At 57.4% G+C, this 25,414-nt stretch carries 26 protein-coding genes; 18 read left to right on the top strand and 8 right to left on the bottom strand.

What is annotated here, in order from left to right; genetic code table 11:
* Positions 1-33 precede the first annotated feature (33 nt).
* The 4 genes from ACX0MV_RS04480 to ACX0MV_RS04465 are packed head-to-tail and all read left to right on the top strand — an operon-like array spanning position 34 to position 5,499.
* Positions 34-1,299 carry a site-specific integrase gene (locus tag ACX0MV_RS04480; RefSeq protein WP_458981282.1) on the top strand — a complete coding sequence of 422 codons (1,266 nt, stop codon included), beginning with the start codon at positions 34-36 and terminating at the stop codon, positions 1,297-1,299.
* Complete coding sequence (locus ACX0MV_RS04475) at positions 1,296-2,876, top strand: site-specific integrase (protein WP_458981281.1); 1,581 nt, start codon at positions 1,296-1,298, stop codon at positions 2,874-2,876. The genes ACX0MV_RS04480 and ACX0MV_RS04475 overlap by 4 nt, the downstream gene beginning before the upstream one ends.
* Positions 2,873-5,098: a hypothetical protein gene (locus ACX0MV_RS04470; RefSeq protein ID WP_458981280.1), complete on the top strand. Its 2,226-nt coding sequence runs from the start codon at positions 2,873-2,875 to the stop codon at positions 5,096-5,098. The genes ACX0MV_RS04475 and ACX0MV_RS04470 overlap by 4 nt, the downstream gene beginning before the upstream one ends.
* A 2-nt stretch (positions 5,099-5,100) precedes the next feature.
* A complete protein-coding gene (locus ACX0MV_RS04465) occupies positions 5,101-5,499 on the top strand; it encodes a hypothetical protein (protein WP_458981279.1) in 399 nt (132 codons plus the stop codon).
* A gap of 191 nt (positions 5,500-5,690) precedes the next feature.
* Here ACX0MV_RS04465 and ACX0MV_RS04460 read toward each other — a convergent pair whose 3' ends face one another.
* The gene (locus ACX0MV_RS04460) at positions 5,691-6,368 is read right to left on the bottom strand and encodes an SOS response-associated peptidase (protein WP_458981278.1); all 678 of its coding nucleotides are present in this window, start codon (positions 6,366-6,368) and stop codon (positions 5,691-5,693) included.
* 85 nt (positions 6,369-6,453) lie between these two features.
* Between ACX0MV_RS04460 and ACX0MV_RS04455 the strand changes: the two genes are divergently transcribed.
* Positions 6,454-6,891 carry a LexA family protein gene (locus ACX0MV_RS04455; protein ID WP_458981277.1) on the top strand — a complete coding sequence of 146 codons (438 nt, stop codon included), beginning with the start codon at positions 6,454-6,456 and terminating at the stop codon, positions 6,889-6,891.
* Positions 6,884-8,158: a translesion error-prone DNA polymerase V subunit UmuC gene (gene umuC, locus ACX0MV_RS04450; protein WP_458981757.1), complete on the top strand. Its 1,275-nt coding sequence runs from the start codon at positions 6,884-6,886 to the stop codon at positions 8,156-8,158. The genes ACX0MV_RS04455 and umuC overlap by 8 nt, the downstream gene beginning before the upstream one ends.
* A 179-nt stretch (positions 8,159-8,337) precedes the next feature.
* On the opposite strand, the gene ACX0MV_RS04445 is transcribed toward umuC, so the two are convergent.
* From ACX0MV_RS04445 to ACX0MV_RS04435, 3 genes are all read right to left on the bottom strand, one after another.
* On the bottom strand, positions 8,338-8,535 hold the full coding sequence (locus ACX0MV_RS04445) for an antitoxin Xre/MbcA/ParS toxin-binding domain-containing protein (RefSeq protein ID WP_458981756.1): 198 nt from the start codon (positions 8,533-8,535) through the stop codon (positions 8,338-8,340).
* A 758-nt stretch (positions 8,536-9,293) separates the two neighbouring features.
* Entirely contained in the window at positions 9,294-9,593 is a 300-nt protein-coding gene (locus ACX0MV_RS04440; protein ID WP_458981276.1) for a TetR/AcrR family transcriptional regulator, read from the bottom strand.
* 61 nt (positions 9,594-9,654) lie between these two features.
* Positions 9,655-9,924 carry a cupin domain-containing protein gene (locus ACX0MV_RS04435; protein ID WP_458981275.1) on the bottom strand — a complete coding sequence of 90 codons (270 nt, stop codon included), beginning with the start codon at positions 9,922-9,924 and terminating at the stop codon, positions 9,655-9,657.
* 227 nt (positions 9,925-10,151) lie between these two features.
* Here ACX0MV_RS04435 and ACX0MV_RS04430 point away from each other — a divergent pair, with 227 nt between their 5' ends.
* Entirely contained in the window at positions 10,152-10,763 is a 612-nt protein-coding gene (locus tag ACX0MV_RS04430) for a TetR/AcrR family transcriptional regulator (protein ID WP_458981274.1), read from the top strand.
* On the opposite strand, the gene ACX0MV_RS04425 is transcribed toward ACX0MV_RS04430, so the two are convergent.
* On the bottom strand, positions 10,760-11,323 hold the full coding sequence (locus tag ACX0MV_RS04425) for a TetR/AcrR family transcriptional regulator (RefSeq protein ID WP_458981755.1): 564 nt from the start codon (positions 11,321-11,323) through the stop codon (positions 10,760-10,762). The two genes, ACX0MV_RS04430 and ACX0MV_RS04425, sit on opposite strands and share 4 nt — an antisense overlap.
* Positions 11,324-11,491: 168 nt before the next feature.
* Between ACX0MV_RS04425 and ACX0MV_RS04420 the strand changes: the two genes are divergently transcribed.
* The 7 genes from ACX0MV_RS04420 to ACX0MV_RS04390 all read left to right on the top strand — a co-directional run bounded on the left by ACX0MV_RS04420 (position 11,492) and on the right by ACX0MV_RS04390 (position 17,024).
* Complete coding sequence (locus tag ACX0MV_RS04420; RefSeq protein ID WP_458981273.1) at positions 11,492-12,289, top strand: crotonase/enoyl-CoA hydratase family protein; 798 nt, start codon at positions 11,492-11,494, stop codon at positions 12,287-12,289.
* A gap of 90 nt (positions 12,290-12,379) precedes the next feature.
* Positions 12,380-13,888, top strand: a complete 1,509-nt coding sequence (locus tag ACX0MV_RS04415) for an AMP-binding protein (RefSeq protein WP_458981272.1) — start codon at positions 12,380-12,382, stop codon at positions 13,886-13,888.
* The gene (locus ACX0MV_RS04410; RefSeq protein ID WP_458981271.1) at positions 13,840-14,061 is read left to right on the top strand and encodes an AMP-binding enzyme; all 222 of its coding nucleotides are present in this window, start codon (positions 13,840-13,842) and stop codon (positions 14,059-14,061) included. Before ACX0MV_RS04415 ends, ACX0MV_RS04410 begins: the two co-directional genes overlap by 49 nt.
* Positions 14,061-14,975, top strand: coding sequence for an alpha/beta hydrolase family protein (locus tag ACX0MV_RS04405; protein WP_458981270.1), 915 nt, complete (start codon positions 14,061-14,063; stop codon positions 14,973-14,975). Before ACX0MV_RS04410 ends, ACX0MV_RS04405 begins: the two co-directional genes overlap by 1 nt.
* A complete protein-coding gene (locus ACX0MV_RS04400) occupies positions 14,972-15,706 on the top strand; it encodes a nitroreductase family protein (protein ID WP_458981269.1) in 735 nt (244 codons plus the stop codon). The genes ACX0MV_RS04405 and ACX0MV_RS04400 overlap by 4 nt, the downstream gene beginning before the upstream one ends.
* A gap of 36 nt (positions 15,707-15,742) precedes the next feature.
* On the top strand, positions 15,743-16,576 hold the full coding sequence (locus ACX0MV_RS04395) for an enoyl-CoA hydratase-related protein (RefSeq protein ID WP_458981268.1): 834 nt from the start codon (positions 15,743-15,745) through the stop codon (positions 16,574-16,576).
* 10 nt (positions 16,577-16,586) lie between these two features.
* Positions 16,587-17,024: a hypothetical protein gene (locus ACX0MV_RS04390; RefSeq protein WP_458981267.1), complete on the top strand. Its 438-nt coding sequence runs from the start codon at positions 16,587-16,589 to the stop codon at positions 17,022-17,024.
* A 174-nt stretch (positions 17,025-17,198) separates the two neighbouring features.
* Here the strand turns inward: ACX0MV_RS04390 and ACX0MV_RS04385 are convergent, their stop codons facing one another.
* The 3 genes from ACX0MV_RS04385 to ACX0MV_RS04375 form a co-directional block, all read right to left on the bottom strand.
* Positions 17,199-17,435, bottom strand: coding sequence for a hypothetical protein (locus ACX0MV_RS04385; RefSeq protein WP_458981266.1), 237 nt, complete (start codon positions 17,433-17,435; stop codon positions 17,199-17,201).
* Positions 17,436-17,509: 74 nt separating this feature from the next.
* Positions 17,510-18,484, bottom strand: coding sequence for an MBL fold metallo-hydrolase (locus ACX0MV_RS04380; RefSeq protein WP_458981265.1), 975 nt, complete (start codon positions 18,482-18,484; stop codon positions 17,510-17,512).
* A 134-nt stretch (positions 18,485-18,618) separates the two neighbouring features.
* Positions 18,619-18,948 carry an ATP-binding protein gene (locus ACX0MV_RS04375; protein ID WP_458981264.1) on the bottom strand — a complete coding sequence of 110 codons (330 nt, stop codon included), beginning with the start codon at positions 18,946-18,948 and terminating at the stop codon, positions 18,619-18,621.
* Between the two features lie 127 nt (positions 18,949-19,075).
* Here ACX0MV_RS04375 and ACX0MV_RS04370 point away from each other — a divergent pair, with 127 nt between their 5' ends.
* From ACX0MV_RS04370 to ACX0MV_RS04355, 4 genes are read left to right on the top strand one after another with little or no spacing between them, the layout of a single operon-like run.
* A complete protein-coding gene (locus ACX0MV_RS04370; protein ID WP_458981263.1) occupies positions 19,076-19,666 on the top strand; it encodes a TetR family transcriptional regulator in 591 nt (196 codons plus the stop codon).
* 22 nt (positions 19,667-19,688) lie between these two features.
* Positions 19,689-21,230, top strand: a complete 1,542-nt coding sequence (locus tag ACX0MV_RS04365; RefSeq protein ID WP_458981262.1) for an efflux transporter outer membrane subunit — start codon at positions 19,689-19,691, stop codon at positions 21,228-21,230.
* On the top strand, positions 21,227-22,342 hold the full coding sequence (locus ACX0MV_RS04360; RefSeq protein WP_458981261.1) for an efflux RND transporter periplasmic adaptor subunit: 1,116 nt from the start codon (positions 21,227-21,229) through the stop codon (positions 22,340-22,342). The genes ACX0MV_RS04365 and ACX0MV_RS04360 overlap by 4 nt, the downstream gene beginning before the upstream one ends.
* Entirely contained in the window at positions 22,339-25,413 is a 3,075-nt protein-coding gene (locus ACX0MV_RS04355) for an efflux RND transporter permease subunit (protein WP_458981260.1), read from the top strand. The genes ACX0MV_RS04360 and ACX0MV_RS04355 overlap by 4 nt, the downstream gene beginning before the upstream one ends.
* Position 25,414: the final 1 nt, after the last annotated feature.

The raw sequence follows: 25,414 nt of genomic DNA, 5'->3' as shown, positions 1-25,414 counted from the left end.
ACTTATAAAAGTTATTTTTTATGAGGGAGCAATATGGGTTTCCAGGTCATAGAGCAGGTGGTGAATGGTGCTCGTAGAAAGCTGCTGGTGCAAGACTACATCCCGGTTTACTACCCCAACCTCTACATAACCATGGAGCACTCGGGCAGAGCACTGGAAACAACAAAGAAGTACCTAGAGCATCTGGTTGTGCTTGAGCAGTTTCTGGACTTTTCCTCCATTGATTTGATTTCTCACCTCGAACAACGCCCTCACAGCCAATACCTGACAGACAGTGAGCTTTCTAGGTTTGTGTCGGATGCGGGGTTTAGCAAGGAAACACTGGCCATGAAGTATGCGGGGATGCATTTGCATCCGACTGCCTACATCTCCGTTGGCAAAGTCCATGCGCGGCAGCGAATCGAGGCGGTACGCGACTACCTGTCCTTCCTCTATGACAAGTTGGGTGATCACTCAACACGATATGAGGCGGTTGACGATGTGAAGAAGCGCATCAACCGCAAGATCAAAGCGGCCAGCCCTGCGTGGAAAAAAACGCGAACGGACGAAATGAAGGGGCTTACGAGTCAGGAGCGAACTCGCTTGCTGGAAATAATGCATCCGGATAGCGCCGAGAACCCCTTTTCAGATGAAGCCATCAGGCTGCGTAACTACATCATTTTGCTGTTGGGTCTCGACATGGGGCTGCGACGCTCCGAGATGCTGCTGATCAAGACCAGCGATATTCACTGGCACAGTCGTCAACTAGCGGTGGTCAACCTGGAGGATGAGAGCCTCGATCCACGAACGATGGCCCCGCAATTCAAAACCCACGAGCGCATGCTGGTGATGACTGACGACCTGTATGACGCAATCACTGAGTACGAATCGAAATATCGCCACAGAAAGCCCCGTAGCGGCGCATCGCAAGCGAGAAGACATCCGTTTTTGCTGGTGGCGCACAAGCGAAATGAGGGCGGACCTCTGACCATCAAAGCTGTGGATGGCGTTCTGCCCAGGGTCCGAGAAATAGCACCGGAACTGGCTCATGTGCACCCGCATATTCTGAGGCATGACGCGGTCTACACGATGCTGGAAAGCATGCGTGAGGAACTGGCAACGTTCACGCCGGAGGATCGCACCACGCAAGTTCAAAAGACCCTGACATACATGTTCGGCTGGAGTCCCGATTCGGACATGCCCGGCCGCTACGGCGCGAAATTCTGGAAGGAAGAGGCAGACAAAGCGATACAGAAACGGGCCGAGCGGTTTAAGGCCAACCGTCAGAAGGCCGGCACGACACAAGGAGGTTCAGAGTGAACATTGCCGTCGAAGCACTTCAGGCACCCACGAAGATCACCCTAGATGCGTGGCTGAACACGCCTCGCCTAGCGAAATGTGGGAAGGTGTTCACACCCGCCGAACCGATGTGGAAACCGGATCAATCGGCTAATCATTCAGTCAACTGGAAAGCGGCTGTTGCCTGCGTCTCGCTAGATTGGCAGCCTTGGTTGCACGCCGCCCTGGCGTACCGAATGGCCGATATGGCAGCGGGCACGGTTGCTAGCGCCGCCAGTGGGTTGTCGCGGGCTGCACAAGCCGGGCTTGACCCGCTCAACGAGGATCACCTGATCGATCTGCGGGAGCGCTTTAACCGTTCGGAGTTTAGTGTCATTGCCTCTTTCATGGCGTTTTGGCACGACTGCGAATCCCTCGAACAGCGCCCGTCGCAAGCCCTTATCGATGCCTACCAGGCACTGCCTAGGAATAAGAAATCCAGCCACGATGTGATCCTCAGCCTGGACCCCGAGGAAGGCCCGTTCACGCAGGTGGAGCAGGACGGTCTGTACCAATGGATACATGAGCAGTTTTGTCACGGTCAGTTAGATCCCGAGCAGTACCTTTACCTGCGCTTGTTGATGATTTATGGGCCGCGAGGCACTCAGGCGCGAGCGCTGGTTTTTGGTGATTTCACGAAGGGCGAGGTCAGGATGCCCTGGGCAAAGCAAAGATGGGACGAGGGAGGTTGGCGAGTAAAGTTCGAAACATTCAGTCTGGATGATGACCTCTACAGCGTGGTGAAGGCATACAAGGCAATGGTTCTGGCGCAACTCTGGCAAACGTATCCAGACGGTGCCGACTGGAATGCAGCCATTGAGAATGTGCCCCTCTTTCGTCGGAAGCTGGATAAAGCAGAATATTCGGAGATGCGCAATCCCCCTGTATTGCTCGATAGCCCCCTTCAAAAAAGCCTCGAAGACGCGCCGCAGGCGATCTTTCATACCGGAAAAACAACGATCAATTCTTGGCTTGAGCGCATCGGGCGGATGGAGGGCTTTCCGACTTCGCCTCGCACCCATCAGCCGCTGATTGTGACGCGGGGTCACCGGTTCAGGCACACCCTCGGCACGGACCTGTCCAATGCGGGGATGAGTGAGTGGGCGATGGCCCGCGCATTGATGCACAAGGGTACTCAGACAGTGCGAAAGTACAGACAGGTGTCGGCAGAGTTGCTGGCGTTGATCGACGCGAAGATGACCGACCATCTTGCCTTGGTTGTGAATGCGTTCACCGGGATCATCGTCACAGATCGCACCTCAGCGAAAAACGGGGAACTAGCGGATCGACAAATCGAGGATTTGGCAGTGTGTGGTGCCGATGCCGCCTGCCATCTCGATGCGCCGTTTACCTGTTACGCCTGCGGAAAGTTTCAGGCACTTCTGGACGCGGACCACAGTTCGGTCCTTGAGAGATTGGAACGTCGTCGGGAGCAAACCATTGCCACGGACAAAACCACCGGCGTGCTCTGGGATCGGGCCATTTTGGCTTGCCGCAAGGTGATTCTGGATTGTGAGGCCAAGCGCCGATCATCGGGCTCTGGGAGGACAGAAGAATGACCGAAGCGTTTGATTCTGAGCCGACGAACAACATCGTCGATTTTAAGCCCAGGAGCCAACTGGCTGCGGAGGCTCAGCTCACGGCGTTTATCGAATGGGCAAAACAGACCCTACCCAAAGGTATTCCCAATCGAGTGCACGCGAGTATTCGCTGGGAAGACGACAGTTGGCACTCGCATGGCGTCCAATCCTGTAGCTTCACTGCGCTGGGATCGACCATAGCTGCCCCAAAGGCGATGCAGGCACCCTTCACGGAGTTTGCCAAGGCCATAGCGGTGTACCGAAGGGTGTATTTGCAGAAAAAGGCCATCGATGACTGGCTGTCCGCCCTGAAGGCGCTGGAAGTCGCCCTGTTCGAGCTGACCGGCACGCGGGATGTGACGCAAGTGTCCGCCGCTATCTGTAATAAAGCGTGCGACCACATGAACCGTCACTGGACAAAAGGCGATACCGCATACAGATACGGTAAGGCACTTGAGGCCGTCGTCACATTGGTGCGGGCCAAAAAACTGTTCAAGTCGGATTTCCGGTGGACCTCTCCGCTGACGCCGAGGCCGAGTGGCACGCTCAAGAAGCAAAAAGCGGACCGGGAACATAAGCTACCCAACCCTGAAGCGATCAAGGCCCTCGGGGAAGTTTTCAATAACGAATTGACCCGCCCCCTCGATATCGTTGTGACATCCGCCTGTGCGCTGTTGCTGAGTGCACCTAGTCGCGTGGGTGAATTGGCCGATGTCGAATTGGCTTGCCTAATATTTAAAGAGGCTACCCAAGGCAACAAGCGCATGTTCTTGCGCTGGTACGCGGAAAAGAAAAACCAGGTAACGCTGAAGCCCGTCATTGCGCCTGAGATGGAGCCGGTCGTCGAGCGGGCCATCACGTTACTGAAACCGATCACCGATGAGGCGCGGGCTTACGCCGCCTGGCTGGAGGATCATCCCGATGAGTTTCCGCCCCATGAAGGACTGCCATCCAAGGGGCCTGATGAACCGCTAACCTACGCAGAAGTCTGTGCCGCGCTGAAACTCAGCGTTGGTGACGGCCCGCGAAGGAGATTCAATCAAAAAGTCCTGATATGCATGGAGAAGCAAATGGCGCTCAGCCCCGTCGCCCGAGCCCTATTGGCCGAGATCCGAGACGGGTGGGACTCCAGCGCAGGGAAGCGCATATATGTTAAGGGCAGGATAGAGAGCTTTGAATTTGACGACCGGTGTGTGATCACGCTGCGCAAGCTCAATGTACTGTTGCGGGAGAAGTATCTTCCAAAGGATTTTCCATACACCACGCCGTATACGGAGGGCAAAGCTCGGGTGAAGTACCGTGATGCGTTGTTCACCGTGCGCACGGGAGCGCTGGCTGAAGACGCCGGTGGCACTACTGTGACACACGGGTTTGGCGTGGAGATCGCGGCGAACCCTAGCCGAATGACTGCGCAATTAGGCGGTTCGAAAAATCCGACAAGGAAAAACCTGTTCGAGCGCTATGGCTACCCCGGCGTCACGGTCAACACGCATGCGTTTCGGCACGAATTGAACACGCAGATGCACCGGGCGGGCCTGTCGCAGCTCCTGATTGACGCCTTCTCCGGGCGCACGACGTTGGGGTCGGTCTACAACCATGAAACCGTAGAGGAACGCACCCAAAGGGTTGCGGATTACCACCCACAAACGAAGCACAGCACCGCTGCTCAGCGTCTGGACAAAATCAAAACCAATCAGCCGCTAAGCCTGGTTGATGTGATGGAACTGCGCGAGGGTGAGCAGGACCGCATTATCCATCTAACCCCTTACGGCGTTTGTGTGCACAACTTTGCTTCCGAGCCCTGCCCGAAAATGGGTGCCTGTTTGGACTGCGGGCGGCTCGGTTGCGTCAAAGGGGATGACGTAAAGCTGAGCAACCTTAAGGAAGAATGCGACGACCTTAAACGTCGTCTCGATAAAGCCCTGAATGCGCAGTCTCTGGGCGTGTTTGGGGCATCGGAGTCGGCCAAAAAACTGGGTGAGAAGCTCTTTAAGTGTGAGGCACTCATCCATACGCTGGAAAACCCCGAACTCGAAAACGGTGCCATCGTGTGGAACGCCGATAACGGTTGGACGCTGACCAAGAACGCCGCCGCAATGTCGGGGCTGATCGAAGTCAAATTCATTGAAGATAACCAGGCGCAAGAGGCGTTGCCATCGTTGGATGACGTCTTGGTTTTGCTAGATGAGATCGAGGGGTAACGATGGGGCATTTAACGCCAAAGGATGAGAAACGCATCATTAAGCTGATTGAGGAATGGTCAGAGCCGAAGCTGACCTGGCCTTTGCTCGTTGAGGCCTGCAAAGAAAAACTGGGTATCAGTCGTGCTCGCCAGTCCCTGATGAATCTACCTGCCGTGGATTTAGCAATGAAGAATGCCAAGGCGGGATTGAAGGCTCAGAAGCTGAAGCCGGGCTGGATTAGCGATATTCAGGCAGCCAACGAGCGCATTGAGGAACTGACAGAGAAAAATCAGAAGCTTTCAGCTGCTGCTCGAGATATGTATCGCCGTTTTTTGATCTGGCAAGCCAATGCGGATATGCACGGGCTAACGCAATCGATGTTGGAGCAGCCGGTTTCACAGCTTCAAAAGAAGACCTGATCCGGTGTTAAGAAACTTATACCTGGAAAAACTCATGGCAGCTACGCGCTGAAATTCGAGCACTCGGACCATGCTCCGCGCTACGTTCGGGAAGGGGGACGAGTTAATGATCTGGGGCGTCGTACGGGTTCTATCCCATAGGTACCCAGAACGTTTGTTCAAATGGAGTGCGCCAAGCACAGTCGCTTCGTTCAAACAATTGCAGCAATAAGGGCTTGGCCCTGGTTCTTCACATTGCCCACGGACCTGCCCACGCGGAACCAGGTGAACGCATCTGCTGGCAGGCCGGCCAGCGCCACGATCTCTTCAATCCGTTCTGCCGGGGTGGCGTTGTCCAGCCACTCCGCCGCAACAGCTGTTGACAGAGCAAGTGGGCAACGGTCGTGAATATCTAATAGGCCTCCGCTTGCAGCGCCTGTCACGATGGCAAAGCCGTCGTCATCCTGCTCCGCTCGGGTCTGCGTGGGGAACAGCCCGACAGCTGCAAAATACAGCGGTGCCTTGTCGGCAGCATGGAGGAAGTAGGGTTGCTTGCCCTCGGCCGCCACCCATTCATACCAGCCGTCGGCAGGGACTATCAGCCGATGGTGCCTGGCCGCCGCCCAAAACTTACTGGTCCATAGTGTTTCAGCCCTGGCGTTTATCGCCGGAGGCTTCCCACCTTTTGCCCAATGCGGCTCCCATCCCCAGCGCAGTGTCTGTGACCTGGCGCCGCCTTCCTCACTTGTCAGCACCCATACGCCGGTACTCGGCGCGACGTTGTAGCGCTCGATCTGCGTATCGCTGACCTCTCCGAACAGCTCGCCCTGCAGGCTGAGTGGTTTCACGTAGGCACCAGGTGCCGCTGCCTGCACAAAGCGTCCGCACATACATCCTCCCGTCGCTCTCGTTTGACCGCTGCTCAAATGGCGAATAGTGTATTTATATACAGTATTTTGATTTAGGCAGCATCGCATGGGTAACGCAATCATCCTCGGCCCCATTGGTATCTCGACCACGGAGCTGTCTTTTTATTCGTCTCGCATTCCTGCTGGCTTCCCCAGCCCTGCGCTAGATCACATGGAGCAGAAGCTGTCCCTGGATGAGCTGCTGGATATCGATGCGCCGCACACGTACCTGGTGCGCGTGACCGGCGACAGCATGACCGGCGTCGGCATATTCGATGAGGACATCTTGATAGTGAGCAGGGCCATCACGAAGAAGATAGGCCGGATCGTCGTCGCTGACTTGAACGGGGAAACCTTCGTGAAGCGGCTTACCCAACAGGATGACCAGTACGTGCTGCGGTCAGAGAACCCCAAGTACCCGCCGCGCTACATCATGGAAGGGGATGAGCTGGTGGCCTGGGGCGTGGTGAAAGCCAATGTCCACTTTCAACCCCCCCATGCATGAGCCAACCATTGCTCTGATCGACTGCAACAGCTTCTACGCCAGCTGCGAGCGGGTGTTCAGGCCGGACCTCCGGCGCACCCCGATTGTGGTGCTGAGCAACAATGACGGCTGCGTGATTGCCCGCTCAGCCGAAGCCAAGGCCCACGTAGAGATGGGCGCGCCCTGGCACAAGATTAAGAGGGACGTTCGCCGGCTTGGCATTGCGGTGTTCTCCAGCAACTACGCGCTGTATGGCGATATCAGCGAGCGCGTAATGAGCGTGATTGAAGGCATGGTGCCGGCGCTGGAGGTGTACAGCATCGATGAGGCCTTTGCCGATCTGACTGGCATGCAAGGCTCAATGGAAGCACTCGGCCGGGAGATCCGCGCCCAGGTGCTGCTGTGCACTGGCATTCCCACAGGGGTGGGGATTGCTAGCACCAAGACGCTGGCCAAGCTGGCGAACCATGCGGCGAAGAAGTGGCAGCGCCAGACTGGCGGGGTGGTCGATATTCGCGACCCAGAGCGCCGCGACAAGCTGCTGAAGATCACGCCCGTTGGGGATGTGTGGGGTGTTGGCCGTCGTATGGACGCGCACCTGCAGGGCATGAAAATTAATACGGCCTGGGAGTTATCGCAGGCAGACCCGTGGACCCTGCGAGAAAAATTCAGCGTAGTGATCGAGAAGACCGTGCGCGAGCTGCGCGGCACGCCCTGCTTGCAGCTGGAGGACATGGCGTCGGCCAAGCAGGAGATCTGCTGCAGCCGGGCATTCGGTGAACGTCAGCATGAGATTGAGCCCATCCGTCAGGCGGTGGCCACTTACGCCGCCAGGGCCTGCGAAAAGCTGAGGGCTCAGCATTCCCTCGCCAAGCGGGTGCGCGTGAGCATCCGCACGGGCATGTTTAACCCTGATGAGGTGAAGTATGCGAAGGGCATTGTCTGCGAACTGCCGTACCCGACCGACGATACGCGGCTGATCACTCGCGCGGCTGTGGCCGGGCTTGATCATCTGTTCCGGGCTGGCTTCGCCTACGCCAAGGCCGAGATCCTGCTGCTGGATTTACGCCAGCGCGGTGAGTTCACTGACGATATGTTCGCCGCGACCCAGCCCGTGGTGGCTGAGCAGGTGATGGACGTGCTCGATGAGATCAACGCCAAGTGGGGGCGCGGCACGCTGAGGCCGGCTGGTGTGCCGCTAGCGCCTGCTTGGGGGATGAAGCGCGAAATGCTGAGCCCGAGCTATACCACCAGGTGGGATCAGCTGTGGACGGTAAAAGCAGTTTAGGAGAGGGCAAACTGAATCGCCCCTGATTTTCTAGACCCTCGACAACCGCTTCTGGCCGACAGCTGCTGGACATGAAGGCTGGAATCGGCCAAAAGTGGGCGAAGCGAATCGGACGTCCAAAATAGGACTCCATATTTGACTATAAACGCCTATAAAGCTCGCCCTAGAGCAGTCAGCCCCTAAGCCGGCAAGCCGTGCTCAAGCGCGAGAATCACTTGCAGTACTGCCCTACGGCCCGGTTCAGTAATGAGTAGATCGATCGGCCGCTCGGAGGCTAGCACCAGAACCGGTGAGGTCAGCCAGCGGAGCGCGCCATCGAGATCTCCTCCATGAAGTTCCAATAGGGCGTCCAAGGTCTCGACTAGACGACAAAACATCTCGCCTGTCCGGGCAGACATCACGGAGTGTCGAAACGATGTTCCCACCCACCTTGCGACAAGTGTGCGACGCAGCCCCAGTTCATGCGCCAAATCCGCAACCAGCGTAACCGGAAGCCCGGCCAGCAGCGCTAGATGCATCCGGTAATGAGTTTTTGGCAAACCTAGCCGATCGTAGAGCTTTTGCATTAGTAGACCACTACAGTTGTCTCTACCAGCTGGACTTGGCGCTGGGCGTGAAGCGCGTGTTTCCATGCAACTCCGGCAGCATAGCCCTTGAAGTGCTGAGGCGGATTCCAAACCAACGGAATCGCCCCTAATTTCGTAGTCACCCCTGACCAGTTACTTCTGGCCGACACCTTCCTTGTACGACAGGCCACAAGCGGCCAGTAGCAGGCACTCGACATGTGTTTAACCTACTTAAGGAAATTCATTGCGTTAAAGGATCCTTAGTCAGGTTAGGTACACACGCTGGCGGCCGTTAGTAGGCGCCTTTCTACTGACATAGCCTGTCGCGCAGGTTCGATAGGTTACCGCTAAGAACATCCTGGCGAGCGCCATCAGAGTCCATTATCCGGGCAATCACCAGAGCACCTACAGACTGGGAAAGAACTCCCCACGCAAGTGAGGGATCTCCAAGCACCACAGTCCATGCGCTATGCAGCTCGCTCATCCAGAGCTCAAAGTTCTGCTTCACGGACGCATCGGCACGGGCAAGGTCAACGCTCAGGGCAGGTACAGGGCATCCGCCTTCTACGTTATCTGCATGCTCTGCCGTCAAGTATTGGCCGAGTCCCCTCAGTAGTTTTGTCTACCGTGAGGTCGGATGAGCGCGCCAACCGAGTTAAGAGACTCCTCTCCAGATCCTGGGCAATCGCAGCAGCAAAGAGTTCATGTTTGGATGGAAAGTGGTGATAGATGCCACCGCCGCTGATTCCCGCGTCGTGGGCGATGCTGTCGACACTGGCTGCCGCTAGGCCAGATCGCTTCGCCGCCTTGGCAGCACTCTGAAGAAGGCGCGCTCTGGTCTCGGCCTTGTGCTGTGGCGTGTATCTCATTGAAAGGCTCCTGCGATGCACAGGCAGACTGGCTGCCTGTGCATCCGCAACATATCGCTGATCAGTCCGAGGTGCCGCTGGTGACCACGGTAAATTTGCGGCTGAACTCGAATACCTCGCAGACCCCTGTCCGTCCGGCCGGGATCGAGATGGCGTCACCAGGGCCCATTTCGTAGCGCACGCCATCGTCCATGGTGATGGCAATTTTCCCTTCGATCAGGACGAAGGCTTCATCGTTGTCGAAGCGCCAATGGAATTTCGCTGGTTGCGAGGTAAAGAACGCCACGGACTTGTGCGGTGTTTTCACCCCGACAGTGCGGAGTAGCTTCATCTTGGTATCTGGCTGACCTGCAATCACATCCTCACCCAGGGGGTATGCAAGCCAACCCTCGAGAGTATCCAACGACGCGCGGGAGACCGAGTTGATTGGGGTGGGCAGCACGGGTCGAGTGTTCATCTTGTTATTACCTCGGACTGATGAGTGGAAGAGCGCTATGACAGATGGCATAGTTCGAGGCTGAGGCTACACCGAATTATGACAGATGGCATAATCCAAATATGAGCAAATCCACTCGTGACCGAATGATTCTTGGAGCGGCAGATCTGCTACGTCGGCGCGGCGTCCATGCGACCAGTGTTCGAGAGGTCGTTCGTCACTCCGGAACGCCTCGAGGCTCCATCGCTCACCATTTCCCTGGCGGGAAGGCCGAGCTGCTCGAAGCGGCAGTGACTCATGCTGGCTTGGAGGTCAGCACACCGCTGCGGGAGCTTCTCGACAGCAAAGGGCCTGTCATTGGGCTCGAAAGCTTTGTCGGGCGCTGGCGGCAGATGCTGGTGGAAACCGAGTATCAGGCAGGCTGTGCAGTCCTGGCGGTTGCAGTTGAGCAGTACTCCTCTGAGCAGAGAGGGGCTGTTGATGCGGAGCTGGATAACAGAATCCAGGAGCAGCTACTCGACCAGGCCCACGATGTCTTCGGCGAATGGCAAGACATCGTTAGTCAGTCCCTCCAGCGTGCAGGTGTCCCTGAGGAGCGCGCCCGTAGTCTGGCCCTAATGGTGATCGCCTCTATCGAGGGTTCCGTAGCCTTGTGCCGTGCAGCACGCACTGCTGATCCGCTGGATATGATCTGGAGTGAATTGAAGCGGTCTCTGGAGAGAGAAATTTCCTAACTCGCTGCGCTGAGACTCTTCATCGCTCGCTGGGTCACCGCGTCGATGTAGGCCGGCTCGTTGTAGATTCGGGCCAGCAAAATTGCCCCCTCGAAGTCAGCGACAAGCTGCTTAGCCTGTTGCTCAGCGTCGGCAAAGTTGCAGGCTTCAAACAGCCGGGCAAATGCGGCAATCCAGTCGTCCAGAAATGCCCGGATGGGCTCCATCAGCTCTTTCCGCCCATAAGTCGCGTCGACCGCCACCACGCCCATCAGGCAGCCGATGGAATCGTCCTGGAAGAGCTTCTTGGCCTTCTGTCCCATGCTGCTAAGCCGAGTCTCTGGCGGAATCGCTTCGTTGTAGGCGACTGCAAACAGGGTTTCTTTCAGGCGCTGATGCGTCCACCCCAATACGTCTTTCAGCAGCGCGTCTTTGTTGGGGTAGTGGTGATAGAACGAGGCCTTGGTAAGCCCGCAAGCCAGGGATAGCTCATCCATCGTGGTGCCGTGATAGCCGAGGCGCTTGAAGGTATTAGCGCAACGCTGCAGCAGCTCCTCTCGGGAAATCTTTGATGGGCGCACGGATCTATCCTGCTCTCGATAATTCACGCTGATCATACTCAATAAGCCGTGGTTGCTCAATTTGACGCCTACCGTTTGTTTGGTTACGGTTTGCAAACCGAACATTCGGTAAGTTATCTGTGCCCGGTCTGACCAGGTGCATACCCTCACTGCCAGGAGATTGAATTCATGAGCGAAGCGAATAGCGGCCCAGGTCGAGTTACCCGCGAGCAGCGCGGCCATCTGTTCCTTGTTGGCCTGGACCGGGCCGGGAAACGTAACGCGTTCGACAGCGCAATGCTGACTGACCTGGCGTTGGCCCTGGGTGAGTTCGAGCGCAATGAAGAGCTGCGCTGTGCAGTGGTCTTCGCTCATGGCGAGCACTTCACTGCCGGCCTCGACCTGATGGAGCTGACACCTAAGCTGGCCTCTGGCGGCTTCAAGTACCCGGAAGATGGCATCGACCCTTGGGGCGTATCCAAGCCCCGCCGGACCAAACCGGTTGTCATTGCTGTGCAAGGCACCTGCTGGACTGCCGGTATCGAACTCGTGCTCAACGCGGATATCGCTATCGCAGCCAGCAACACCCGTTTTGCCCACCTGGAAGTGCTGCGCGGCATCCCGCCATCTGGCGGCTCGACCGTGCGCTTCACCCAGGCCGCCGGCTGGACCAATGCCATGCGCTACATGCTGACCGGTGAGGAGTTCGGTGCGGCCGAGGCGCTGAACATGCGCCTGCTGACCGAGGTGGTTGAGCCGGGGCAGGAGCTGGCGCGCGCCATCGAGTATGCGGAGCGCATTGCCAAGGCAGCCCCACTGGCCATCAAAGCCACTCTGCAATCAGCTTTCCAAGCACGCGATGAGGGCGACGATGCTGCTCTGTCGAAGCTCAATGAGCTGCTGTTCTCGCTCATCAAAAGCGACGACGTCCGTGAAGGCGTGATGGCCATGATGCAGAAGCGCGAGCCTGCCTTCAAAGGTCGCTGACTGCCTTGCTAGGTGAGGGAGCCGGCGATCCCGACTCTCTCGTTCTGAGCGCGCTTCATCTACGCATCAGGTTAGCCAGAGCAACCCGCCATGAATCACCAGAACAAGAAAGAAAAGGTAAGGCTGAGGATTGTGAGTACGCACGATAACGACGAGCTACCCGACTTCGGCGTGGCGACTATCGATGAGTTGCTGCATCGCAGCGCTGCCAGGAGCCCAGGGGCTCCAGCCATATCTGCGCTGGGCGTGGATGTGAGTTATGAGGCACTACAGAATTTCAGTGCTGCCATTGCCACCTGGTTGATCGATCAAGGGTTGCAGCCGGGCGCACGAGTCGCTGTGGCTTTACCGAACATGCTGGCTCACCCAGTAGCCTGCCTGGGGATCATTCGAGCAGGCCTGACAGCGGTTTGTGTCAACCCGCTATACACCGCGGAAGAACTGGCTCAGATCTTCAGGGACAGCGATGTTCGCGCGGTCTTCTTCTTTGACCCCATGAGCCACGTCGTTAAGGAGGCTGCACAAGAGGCAGGTGTGAGCATTACAGTTCGCGTCACTCCCGGAGACATGTTGGGCTGGAAACGGCCACTGGTTAACTGGATAGCTAAGCGGCGCCTTGGTGGCCAGGTGACCACTGTTTCAAATGCGGTGGATTGGCAGAAGGTCATTGCAACCAAAGCCAACCCTCTCAAGAGGCCACAGCCTCAGACTGACCACGCTGCATTCATGATCTACAGCGGCGGCACAACGGGGCAGCCCAAGGGGGTGCCGATCACCCATGGCGCGCTGCTGTACAACGTGGCGCAGCAGTATTCCGCGTTGCGCATGCACCTAGCCGGCAAGGCTGAGCATGAGTACGTGCTGGTCTTGGCCGTGCCGCTCTATCACATTCTGGGCCTGGGAAATCTCCTCTTCACCCTGGCTAGAGGCGGCAAAGCGGTATTAGTCATGAATCCCCGTGACACCGCTGCCTTCGTTAAAGAATGGGCTCGCCACTCGGTCAGCAGCTTCCCAGGGGTCAACACGCTCTACAACGCCCTGCTTGAGAACGACACGTTCAGGAGCCTGGATTTCGGGTCTTTGGACATATGTCTCGGGGCTGGTATGCCGGTTAGCGAGGCCACGGCTAATCGCTGGCATGAGGTTACTGGGTGCCATATCACCGAAGCGTACGGCATGACCGAAACCGGACTGATTTCCTGCAATCCGGTGGGGCGTTCGCGGCCCGGTTCGGTCGGCTTGCCTGTGGCAGGACTCGAAATATCGCTGCGCGACGACAACGGTGCAGAAGTCACCATTGGCGATGGCGAGATATGCGTTCGTAGCCCGGCGATTATGGCTGGCTACTGGCAACGTGACGATGAGAACGCCGTGGCTTTCACCGGTGACGGCTTCTTCCGTACTGGAGACATCGGTCTCTTCGACGCTGATGGCTATCTGCGCATAGTCGATAGGAAGAAGGAGATGATCATCTCCTCGGGCTTCAAGGTTTTCCATCCGAGATCGAGCGCATCCTCAATGCGCACCCCGGCATCAGCGAGTCAGCGGTCGTGCCAGCTCGTGACGATAAAGCAGGTGAAGTCCCCATCGCCTACGTAGTCCGCCGGCAAGCCTACCTAGACGAGCAGCATGTCATGTCCCACTGCGAGAAGCATCTCGTTAGCTACAAGCGTCCGAGGCGGATTGTCTTTCGCGACGAACTACCCAAAAGCAACGTTGGAAAAATTCTGCGCAAAGCCCTGATTGAGCGCGAAGTACAGGAGCAAACTTGATGAGTCGCAAACCTGCGAGCCTTGGCTGTGTTGAGCAGATCACTCTCTACGCGAGTGATGGCTATCGCCTGGCCGCCACCCGCTACAGCGGTCTGGGTAGCTTGAAGGGAAACCTAATTGTGGCCGGTGCGACGGGGGTGCAGCAGCGCTTCTACAAGCGCTTTGCAGAGCATGCCAGCGCGCAGGGATTCAATGTTCTGACCATCGACTACCGGGGTGTCGGGCAGTCCAAGCCCAAAACGCTGAAAGGCTTCGAGATGTCCTATCTGGACTGGGCCTTTCAGGATCTCGCCGCGGCCGTTGAGTTTATGGCAGATGATCTGCCTCTCTACTGGGTTGGTCATTCGTTTGGCGGTCATGCTCTAGGCCTACTGCCTAACCAGCACAAGATTACCGCGGCTTACTGCTACGGCACTGGTGCCGGCTGGGCTGGGTGGATGCCTCGACTCGAGGCCCTGAAAGTGCGTCTGCTGTGGGCGTCCCTGCTTCCCTTGATCGTTTCGTGGAAGGGCTACATGGCTTGGAGTCTCCTGGGAATGGGTGACGACCTTCCACTGGGGGTTTACAAGGATTGGAAGCGTTGGTGCGCCCACCCTCACTACTTCTTTGATGATCCATCCATGGCATCGACAACACAGCTGTACGCCAACGTGCGTATGCCTTGTGTGTTCTCGAATGCAGTCGATGATCCCTGGGCTCCACCTGTGTCGCGCGACGCCTTCATCAAGGGCTATCGCAATGCGGCGCTGCTGACCCGCGATCTTCATCCCAAGTCAGCGAGTGATCCCATTGGCCACATGGGTTACTTTCGTGCATCAGCTACGCCGACATGGGATGAGATGCTGCAGTGGTTCCGTGTGGTCAATCCAGATACGGCTTCCCGGCTTCGTTCTGGAACGGCGGGGGCGATATGAGCCAGGAGGCCACCAAGCACCGCGCAACTGATTCGGCGCAAGCCTTTCGGGCATTGATGGAGGCGCGCCGCGCGATACGCCGCTTCACCAGCGAACCTGTACCTGAGCAGGTAGTTCAGGAGTGTCTAGAAACGGCCGTCTTGGCTCCTAGCTCCTGCAACCTTCAGCCATGGTCATTCCATGTGGTTCGCTCCCCAGAGTTGCTGAAGCAACTCCAACCGGTTTGCCTGAACCAGAACGCAGCCAAGGCTCCATTGATCATTGCAGTGCTGGCACGACCTGACACCTGGAAGGCCGCCTGCACCAACGTGCTGAAGTACTGGCCTGAAAAGGACGTGCCCAGAAGCATCGCGAGCTTCTACATGAGCATTGCGCCCTTTCAGTACAACCAGGGATTGCTGGGGGCGTTAGGTCTATTCAAGCGACTTCTGATCGGGTGGACCGGGATCAAGCGACCCGTTATGCGTGGGCCAAACAGTCTGGCAGAAATGCGGCTGTGGGCTGTTAAGTCGAGCTCATTGGCCGCTCAGAGCTTGATGCTCGCCTTCCAGAGTCATGGGTATGGCACCTGTCCGATGGAGGGCTTTGACGAGAAGCGCCTGAGGAAGGTCTTGCCCATTCCCAAGGAGGCCATTCCGATCATGCTACTGGCGGTTGGGGTTCCTGGTGAGCGCGCGGTGTACAACCCCAGGCTGCGCTTCCCAATCGGGCAGTGCGTAACCTGGCACTAAGCAACGATCCACAAAAACAACAAAAGGATTGCCGAGATGGCCTTCACCGAGATCGAGTACGAAGCCCGTGGACCGATTCGAGTCATTCGACTGAATCGTCCCGAGAAGCGCAACTGCATTGGCCCAACCACTCACCTGGAACTGATCGAGGCTTGGTCACGCTTTCGCGACGATGAAGACGCATTGGTGGCCATCATCACCGGCGCCGGCGACAAGGCCTTCTGTGCAGGGGGCGATCTCGAAGCGGGATTCGATCTGGTGCCCTCTACTGCGGAAGAAATCTCGGCTCATGACCGAGGAGAGCGCCCTGGCATTTTGGGGCCAAGCCGCTGGACTGACATCTACAAACCGGTGATTGCTGCCGTCAACGGTGCCGCCTATGCCGGCGGATTGGAGTGGGCCTGCTTCGCCGACATGCGGATCGTTGAAGAGCATGCCTCGTTCGGCGTGACCTGTCGCCGCTGGAACATTGGCCTTGCTGATGGTGGCAGCCAGCGTCTGCCGCGTATCGTCGGCATGGGAAGGGCCATGGAGCTCATCCTCACCGGAAAAGTCATCCCTGCCAGTGAGGCCCTCGGCATCGGGTTGGCAAACGAGATCGTGCCTAAGGGTAAGTCGCTAGAGCGCGCCTTGGAGTTGGCAGCGTTCCTCTGCACCCTTCCTCAACCCGCAATGCGCTCGGACAAAGAGGCAGCCGTCCGGGGCTATGGGCAACCCCTCGCAGAGGGGCTACGCATCGAAGCGGAGTGCTTCAACCGTTCTATCCACCGTGAAGAAACCCGCGAAGGCCTGCGTAGATTCCGGCAGCGCGATCATCCCGATCGCCAAGCTAATGAGCCGACCAAAACACCTGGCCTGGTAAGGGACTGAGGGGAAAGCCATGCGCTATGAACTCCTACTTCAGTTGCACCTTTTTGCAGTCGCTTTCTGGCTTGGCGTGGTCGCTGTGGAGTACCTGCTTGAGCAGAGTCGCGCGGTTAGCCGCGGGCAGGGATTCACGGTCGCCAGACTGCACCGCAAGATCGATCTGTTCTTTGAAATGCCTGCATTCTTTGTGGTGCTGGTGACCGGCATCCTGCTTTTTGAGCCAAACCGATTCTATGGCATCTATGCCTTGAAGGTTGTCGCAGGAGCAGCTGCGGTAATCGGGAATGTGCTCTGCCTGATACCAGTTCTGAAGCGACGAGCTTCTGCTGAGCAAGAAAATCTTGCTGACGTCATCCATCAATCGAAGCTGATTGATCGTATCTCTCTGTTAGCAATACCGGCTGGGTTAGTAGCGCTTGCCTGCGGTGCGTACTTGATGGTGCTGCGCTGACCATCAACTCGGCAAGAAACCCCGAAACAGCCCATTCAGCCGCCGCTTTGGCGGCTCTTTTTTGAGGTTCTGTCCGACGGCTTGTTGCGACTTCCCGGTGGCGGCTAGTAGCCGATTACTGCCTATCTCCGGCGCCCGCTACCGGCAATACGCAACCACTCAGCCCCTTGGTAGCTAATCAAACTGAATCTCATCGAAAAGTATGCCGGCGCTCGTCAAACGATCTGCAATTCTCTTCTCAATCTGAATCCAAGCATCCACACAGCCGTCATCCCGAACAGCCAGCCCTTCGCAAACCACTGTGGCATTGAGCTCGATCTGCATTTCGCCGTTTTCGTCGTAATAGTAAATTTCTGCCACTGTTCTGCTGCCGTCGGCGGTATGACGCGTAAGTACATAGAAGGTTTTCATGGTTGCTCCCCTACAGGCACCGCAATGACCTCTGTGGGTTTGCCTTGAAGTGGCAATGGGCCAATTTTTGAATTTCATTCGTGACGCCAACTCCCACTCCTGCCCAAGCGACGCTCTATGGCGACAGAGTCCGCCTCAGCATCGTGAATGCCCCGCCACCACGCATCGGAGAAGTACCAAAGTGCGGGCTCAACCGGCTCTCCCAATCGAGGTAAAAGCAGGCGGGAGTTCAACGGGACAATCGCATTTAGCAAAAACTCGATAGGCTGGTCCCATGCATGTGGCGCTAGGCTGAAGGTCCCCCAATGAATGGGAAGCAAGGCTCCTCCCCCCAAAAGCTGATGAGCCTTGAGTGCATTCTCCGGTCCAAGGTGCATATGCCCCCACGCAGGATGAAAGGCTCCGACTTCCAGCATTACCAGGTCGAAAGGACCGAATAGCTCACCAATGGATTGGTACTCGGTGGTGAGCCCCGTGTCGCCACTGAAGAACACACTGGCGCTCGGCGAACGGAGAACGAAGGATGACCAAAGCGTGGCATTACGATCAGTCAGTCCTCGTCCAGAGAAATGTTGCGAGGGGGTCGCAGTCACCACCAGATCAGTATTGGGGACCGCATGTGACTGCCACCAGTCCAACTCCACGATGCGCTGAGGCTGAATGCCCCAAGCCTCAAGATGCGCACCCACGCCAAGAGGCGTGACAAACGCGACGTCACTCTTAGCCAGCTGGCGGATGGTAGGGAAGTCGAGATGGTCATAGTGATCATGGGAAATCACTACTAGATCGACTCTGGGCAGAGCATCAAGGGCAGCGGGTACAGGCTGAAATCGTTTTGGTCCAATGAAACTTGACGGTGAAGCTCTCAACCCCCACACCGGATCCGTCAATATACGGATGCCATCCATCTCTAGCAGAACAGTCGAATGCCCAAGCCAGGTTGCGCGTAATCCTGAAACGGCCGGCTTGGTCCAATGCACAAGCGGATTCATGGCTGGAAGAGGCTTACCAGGAACACTTAGCTTACGGCCACTGAGAAACTCGCTCATCGAAGGCATCATTCTCTTAGGGTCGCGCAACCCGGGCAGTATCGGATGCTGATTGCGGAAACCCTTACCATCCCAAAGCGGCGAGGCGCGCATCCGTTCGAGTCGCTCGCCTGTAGGTTTTCGAGATCCGATTCTCATCGCTGAGCCCCTCGATGGCCTGGTTCGTTGCGTTTGAGCGAGATCGCCTTTTCCGGACATACGCTGACGCAAAGCCCGCAGGCCTCACAAGCATGGACATTCGGCGTGAATGCCTGCTTCCAGCCGTGGGCGAAGCCTTTTATTTTGCCTACCAGGGTCAGGTTACTTCGCTCTGCCTTGTCCAGAGTTCCCAGTGAGAAAACATCTGCTGGGCATACCCTCAGACAGTCGCCTTTACCCTCACATCGATTCCGATCAATCACAGGCGCAAACAGACCTGGCGCTTGCTTGCACGATGTCGCATCGAATTTGGGGTCGCTTATCATAGAGCCCTCTCCTGGGTCGCTCGTGGGCATGCCTAGAAGAATCCATGAATGCCTTTTCGATAGCACCACATAAAATGTCACTAAATGTCAGCTTGACACCAAGTGCCACATTTGGATAGCGTAAACCATGACAGCAAAGATCGCAGGCTTGCGAGAGCAGCAGAAAGCAGCAACGCGCGCAGAGCTCTACCAATTCGGATTCGAACTGTTTCTGAAACAGGGTTTTGCCGAAACAACGATCGAACAGATCGTCGAGCCCTTAGGAATCGCTAAGCGCACGTTCTTCCGTTATTTCGCCACCAAGGAAGACCTGGTCTTCGCCTGGTACGAGGAAAAAACCGCAGAACTTGTTGCAGAACTGAAGGGCCGACCAAAGAAGGAAAAGCCGCTGAGTGCCGTGTGCGAGACCTTAGCGTCGTTGCTTAAACGCTATGACGCGTCCCCGGACATGGCCTTTGCTTTGGTCCGGCTGTTGAAGACGAACCCCTCACTAGAGGGCAGAAGCTTTGAGAAGCAAACCGGACGAGAGAAGGCGCTAGCAAATGCGCTTATCGAGCGTGAAGGAGCAGACAAGCTGCCCATGCTCAAAGCACGAATTGTCGTCGGCGTAGTGATGACCGCTTTTTCTGCGGCGCTCGATGAGTGGTATGCGAGCGAAGGCAAAGCGGATCTTCGCCCCATAGTTGAAACAGCATTTTCCATGGCTAGAGCGCCATAGGAGCTACTAGTGAAGAGGATCGATGAGCAGACACTGGTTTACCCGATACGCGCTGACATCGATGCTCTTAGTGGGAGGCTGCTCACTTCAGCCCCCCTACCAGGCACCGAAACTAGACGTCCAGGCGCGCTGGTCAAATACACCAAGCGACTCTCAGGCCTTCCAGCCACCCCGAGTAGCAGACTGGTGGCTGCTGCTGGATGACCCTGCCATCAATGAGCTGATCGCGTCAGCGATCCTCGATAGTCCCAATCTTGCTCAAGCGGCTGCCCGCGTCGATGAAGCCAGGGCCGCTCTGTCTCTCAGCCGCGCACAGCGTTTTCCCCTTCTCACGGCCGATGGCTCTATTACTCGGGGTAATTCACAGAGTCAGTCCGCGGGAGGTGCTTCAGGTAGCAGTGACCCGGTAAACATTACCGCCGCATCGTTGGGGCCATCGCTCAGTTGGGAGCTAGATCTATGGGGCAGAGCCCGATCCGTAGCAGAGGCATCACGGCTCCGCTTAGACGCTCGCAACGCAGACGCTGAAGATGCCCTGCTCTCACTGTCCGCTCAGATTGCGGATGGCGTCCTGAATCTGCGTGCGTGCCACTACTCCCTGGCCATTCGTGACCAGGACATAGTCTCCAGGCAAACCGAACTCACCTTGATGCGACAGCGCCTGGCACTCGGCAACGTTGCTCCAGTGGATGAAGCCAATGCGATAAGCAGTCTGGCCAGCGCCCACACAAATCGGCTGAGTCAGCAAGAAAGCTGCACACAGATGGAAAACGCCTTGGTGGCGCTGAGCGGTCGTGATACCGGAACGATTCGACATTTGATGAAGGCTGCGGATGCAGCCAGAGAAAACCCCGACACGACTGGAAATCCCCACCAATACCGCTCGGCCACAGTGATACCTGTAGCTCCCCTAGTACAACCGCGCCTCCCTGCCATCGTTCTCACGCAGCACCCTACTGTTCGCAGCGCTGAGCGGGAGGTTGCGGCAGCCTACGCCGAAATTGGTGCTTACCGAGCCGAACGTCTGCCCCGGGTCGACCTGTCGTTGCTCCTTGCCGGCCAATGGATCCACGTTCTGGGCTCAACCACGTACAACGACACCTGGTCAGTAGGATCCGCGCTCTCCATGCCGATCTTTGATGCCGGTGCCGGTGCGGCCAATGTCCGCGGTGCCGAAGCTCGGTACCGGGGAGCGCTGGCCAACCTGCAAGCCGCGTTAAGAACGGCAACCCAGGAAGTTGAAGACGCCCTGGCAATGCAGCTATCCGCCAGGCAGCGACTGGTGACATCTCAGCAATCAGTGACAGCCGCCCGACAAGTTATGCGCAGTGATGAAGCTCGTTATCGACTGGGGGCTATCAGCCTGTTTGAACTGGAGGGGGCTCGCCGGCAGCTCAATACCACCCAGGAAAGTGCCATCGCCGCTCAACGAGATAGCGCCAGCGCCTGGGTGGCACTGGTACGAGCTTCGGGCAACTCGCTCTCAAACGTACCAGTGGAGCAGACAACCGCTCCCCAGTTGAACACTCCTCATACCGATAAAAACGGCAGCAGCGCCCAATGACTTCCACGACCCCGAGCTCGAACACTCCCACTCTTCGATCGCGAAAACGCTTCATATACGTATTGGTGGCGGCAGCCGTCGTAACTGTGACAGTGCTTTTTGCCCCGGGTATTAAGCACGACGCGCCCGACGAGACAGCACAACAAGGCACCGCAGCGTTGACTGTCACCAGCACTCGCCCACGTGCAGTCATATGGCCAGAAACACTGCAGGCATCTGGAGAAATCTCCGCCTGGGAAGAGGCTAGCATCGGCGCTCAGATCGGTGGTTATCAGTTGGTCGAGGTCCGGGTGAACGTCGGCGACACCGTGAAAAAAGGGCAGGTGCTTGCCCGCTTTGACCGAGCATTGCTATTGGCGGACAAAGCGCAGTTACAAGCGAACGCTGACCAGGCCGCAGCCAACCGACAACGTGCTCTTGGCCTGAAGAGCAGCGGAGGCATCAGCGATCAGGATGTACTGCAGTTTGTTACTCAATCCAAAGCGGCTGACGCACAACTTGCCTACAAGCAGTTGGAGCTGCGTTATGCCGATGTACTGGCTCCAGATGATGGAGTGATAAGCGCCCGTTCAGCCACGCTCGGCTCCGTCGTGCCGGTCGGACAGGAGCTGTTTCGCATGATTCGCCAAGGGCGTCTGGAGTGGCGCGGCGAACTTACCGCAGCTCAACTCGCGAAAATCCAGATCGGCCAGGAGGTGGCGCTTACTCTGCCTGATGGCAGTTCGGCGACCGCACTGATTCGCCAAACATCGCCATCACTCGACGAAGATACGCGTCTTGCCATCGCCTACGCCGATATCCAACCAGGAAGCCATGCGCGAGCAGGTATGTATGCGAACGGTAGCGTACAACTTGGTGATAGCCCGGCCCTGGTCGTACCTGCCGAAAGCATGGTCATTCGCGACGGGCGTAGCCATGCGCTCACGCTGGCTAACAGCGACAGCATCACTTCCGTATCGCTCCGTGAGGTCGTCGTCGGGCGGCGAGTTGGTAGGGAAGTTGAAGTAACCACTGGGCTCGATTCCGAGGAGCAGGTGGTGGTAAAGGGGGCAGGATTTCTCAAGGATCGTGATCTGGTGCGCGTCGTGCCCAGCGGAGCGGCCGAGCAATGAATTTCGCTACCTGGTCGATCCGCAACCCTATCCCTTCGATCCTGCTGTTCGTCCTCCTTGCTCTGGCAGGACTATGGGGTTTCCGGCAGCTGCCAACTCAGGATTTGCCTGACTTCGACCTGCCAATGGTGACCGTTACCCTGACGCAGCCGGGCGCAGCACCGGCGCAGCTGGAAACAGAGGTCGCACGCCGGGTTGAAGACTCTCTCGCTACCCTGAGCGGTCTCAACCATCTGCGCACCTCGATCACTGATGGTCTGGTCTCTATTCAGGTTGAGTTTGTCCTGGAGAAGAAACTTTCGGATGCGCTGATCGAAACCAAAAATGCAGTCGACAGTATCCGTACCGAACTGCCTGCCGATCTATTGCAACCGACGGTAAGTGCCTCGACCAGTGTCGGTCAGCCGGTGCTGACCTACGCCATATCGTCCGTTCGCCTAGACGAAGAGCAATTGTCCTGGCTCATCGACGACAGGGTTGCCAAGGCGGTTCTGGCAGTTTCTGGGGTCGGCCGCTTTGAGCGGCTAGGCGGGGTCGAGCGCGAGGTACGAATAGAGGTAGACCCGCAGCGCATGCAAGCGCTTGGCGTCACAGCCGCCGACGTGTCGAATGCCTTGCGCCAGATACAGCTGGAGTCATCCGGAGGGCGCGGACAATGGAGCGGTGAAGAGCAGTCAGTTCGAACCATTGCCACGGTGCGGCAGGCCTCTGAGCTCAAAGAGCTACGTATAACGCTGCCAAGTGGAAAGAGTTTTCGCCTCGACCAGATCGCCAGGATAGAAGATGGCCCGGCAGATCCCACTCAAGCGGCCCTGCTAGATGGCAATCACGTTGTTGGGTTTAACGTCTATCGGGCTAGGGGCTTTGACGAAGTTCGCTTGGCCGAAGGCGTTAGAAAGGCTTTACAGGATCTCCAGCAGAATGAGCCGGACCTCAAGTTCAGTGAGATATCTGGCTCTGTAAGTCAGACGGTCGAGCAGTACGAAGGCTCGATGACAATGCTGTACGAAGGCGCATTGCTGGCCATGCTGGTGGTCTGGATCTTTCTGCGCGACTGGCGGGCAACTCTGATCGCCTCCGCTGCCTTGCCCTTATCCATCCTGCCGGCCTTCGCCGCCATGGCTTGGCTCGACTTCACGCTCAACACCGTCACGCTGCTGGCCCTAGCGGTGGTAGTGGGTATTCTCGTCGACGATGCGATTGTCGAGATCGAGAACATCGAGAGACATCGACACATGGGCAAGTCCATCCGCGAGGCTGCGGAGGATGCCGTCAACGAGATTGCACTAGCGGTGATGGCCACCACCATGAGTCTTGTCGCGGTCTTTCTGCCGACCGCGCTGATGAGCGGCATTGGTGGCTTGGTGTTCAAGCAGTTCGGATGGACCTCTGTAATCGCGGTGCTGGCATCCCTGCTGGTAGCCCGTCTGCTAACGCCGATGATGGCGGCCTACATGCTCAAGTCCGAGCCGATGCCGCCGCATCAGGATGGCCGCATCATGCAGTGGTACATGTCAGCCGTGCATTGGTGTCTGGCACACCGCAAGACCACGGTGGGCGGCGCACTGGCCTTCCTGATTGCCTCACTTGCTCTAGTGCCCCACATCGAGACCGGCTTCATACCGCCAGCCGATGGCAGCAGCACCATGGTGACCATAGAGCTACCACCCGCCAGCTCGCTGGATGACACCCTGGCTGTGGCCGAAGAAGCACGCCATGCCTTGCAGGATGTCGCGGGGATAGAGCACGTTTTCACGTCGGTGGGTGCTGCGCAAAGCGCCGGCCAAGGTGCTTCCGCCCCCGGAGAGGTTCGTCGAGCGTCTATTACACTGACGTTTCTTCCCCGAGGCGAACGGGACTCTCAACAAGCCATTGAAGACAGGGTTCGCGAACGACTTCAGATGGTGCCAGGAGCTCGCTTTTCGCTAGGTAGCGGCGCGCCAAGCGAGAAACTCCAGATCATTCTTGCCAGTGACAACGCCGACGCTCTTAAGGCCAGCGCAGAAAAGGTCGAATCGGAACTCAGGGACGTCAGGGGACTGTTCAACATCACCTCCACGGCTAGCCTTGAACGCCCTGAAATCATTATCCGCCCCGACAGGCAGCGAGCGGCTGAACTAGGGGTCACCAGTGCTGCGATCGGCGAAGTGGTACGCGTGGCAACCAGCGGTGATTTCGACCAGCAGGTCGCTCGACTGAACCTCGACAATCGCCAGCTGTACATTCGTACGCGCCTGCCCGACGAGGCTCGTACCGATACCGCCACACTGGCAAACATGAGGGTTCCGGGCCGAAATGGCTCAGTGCCCTTGGCCAGTGTTGCGACTATTTCACTGGAAAGCGGCCCCGTACAGATCGACCGTTTTGACCGACTGCGCAACATCACCATCTCTGCCGACCTAGGCGGTACGGCCTTGGGCACGGCTCAAGCAGCTGCCGCCAATCTGCCTTCGATTCGAGCACTGCCATCCACTGTGAAAGTCATCGAAGCAGGTGATGCCGAGATTGTCGCAGAGCTGGGCATGGGCTTCGCCATGGCGCTCGTAGTCGGCGTGTTGTGCATCTATTGCGTCCTCGTGCTGCTGTTCGGTGATTTCCTTCAACCCGTCACCATTCTCTCGGCAATACCTCTGTCCATAGGCGGGGCGTTTCTCGCACTTTTGATAGGAAACAGCCTGCTCAGCGTGCCCTCAATGATTGGCCTGGTAATGCTCATGGGCATCGTTACCAAGAACTCGATTCTGCTTGTGGATTACGCCGTCATGGGGCGCAAGAAGGATGGACTTTCTCTGCACGAGGCATTGGTAGACGCCTGCCATAAACGCGCGCGCCCCATCGTGATGACGACCATCGCGATGGTCGCAGGCATGTTGCCCATCGCGCTGGGGTTCGGAGCTGATTCGAGTTTTCGTCAACCCATGGCAGTTGCCGTGATTGGAGGCCTGATCACCTCTACCGCGCTCAGCCTACTCGTCGTTCCAGTGGTGTTCACCTATGTGGACGGCTTCGAACGTCGACTAGCAAAACTCTTCCACCGTCGTCCTCCAGAACCTCAGCTAGAAAGGAGATAAG

The organism is Pseudomonas cistanchae (assembly GCF_054483635.1).
The sequence above is the reverse complement of the archived record's forward strand: the minus strand, read 5'-3'. Positions and strand labels throughout refer to the sequence as shown.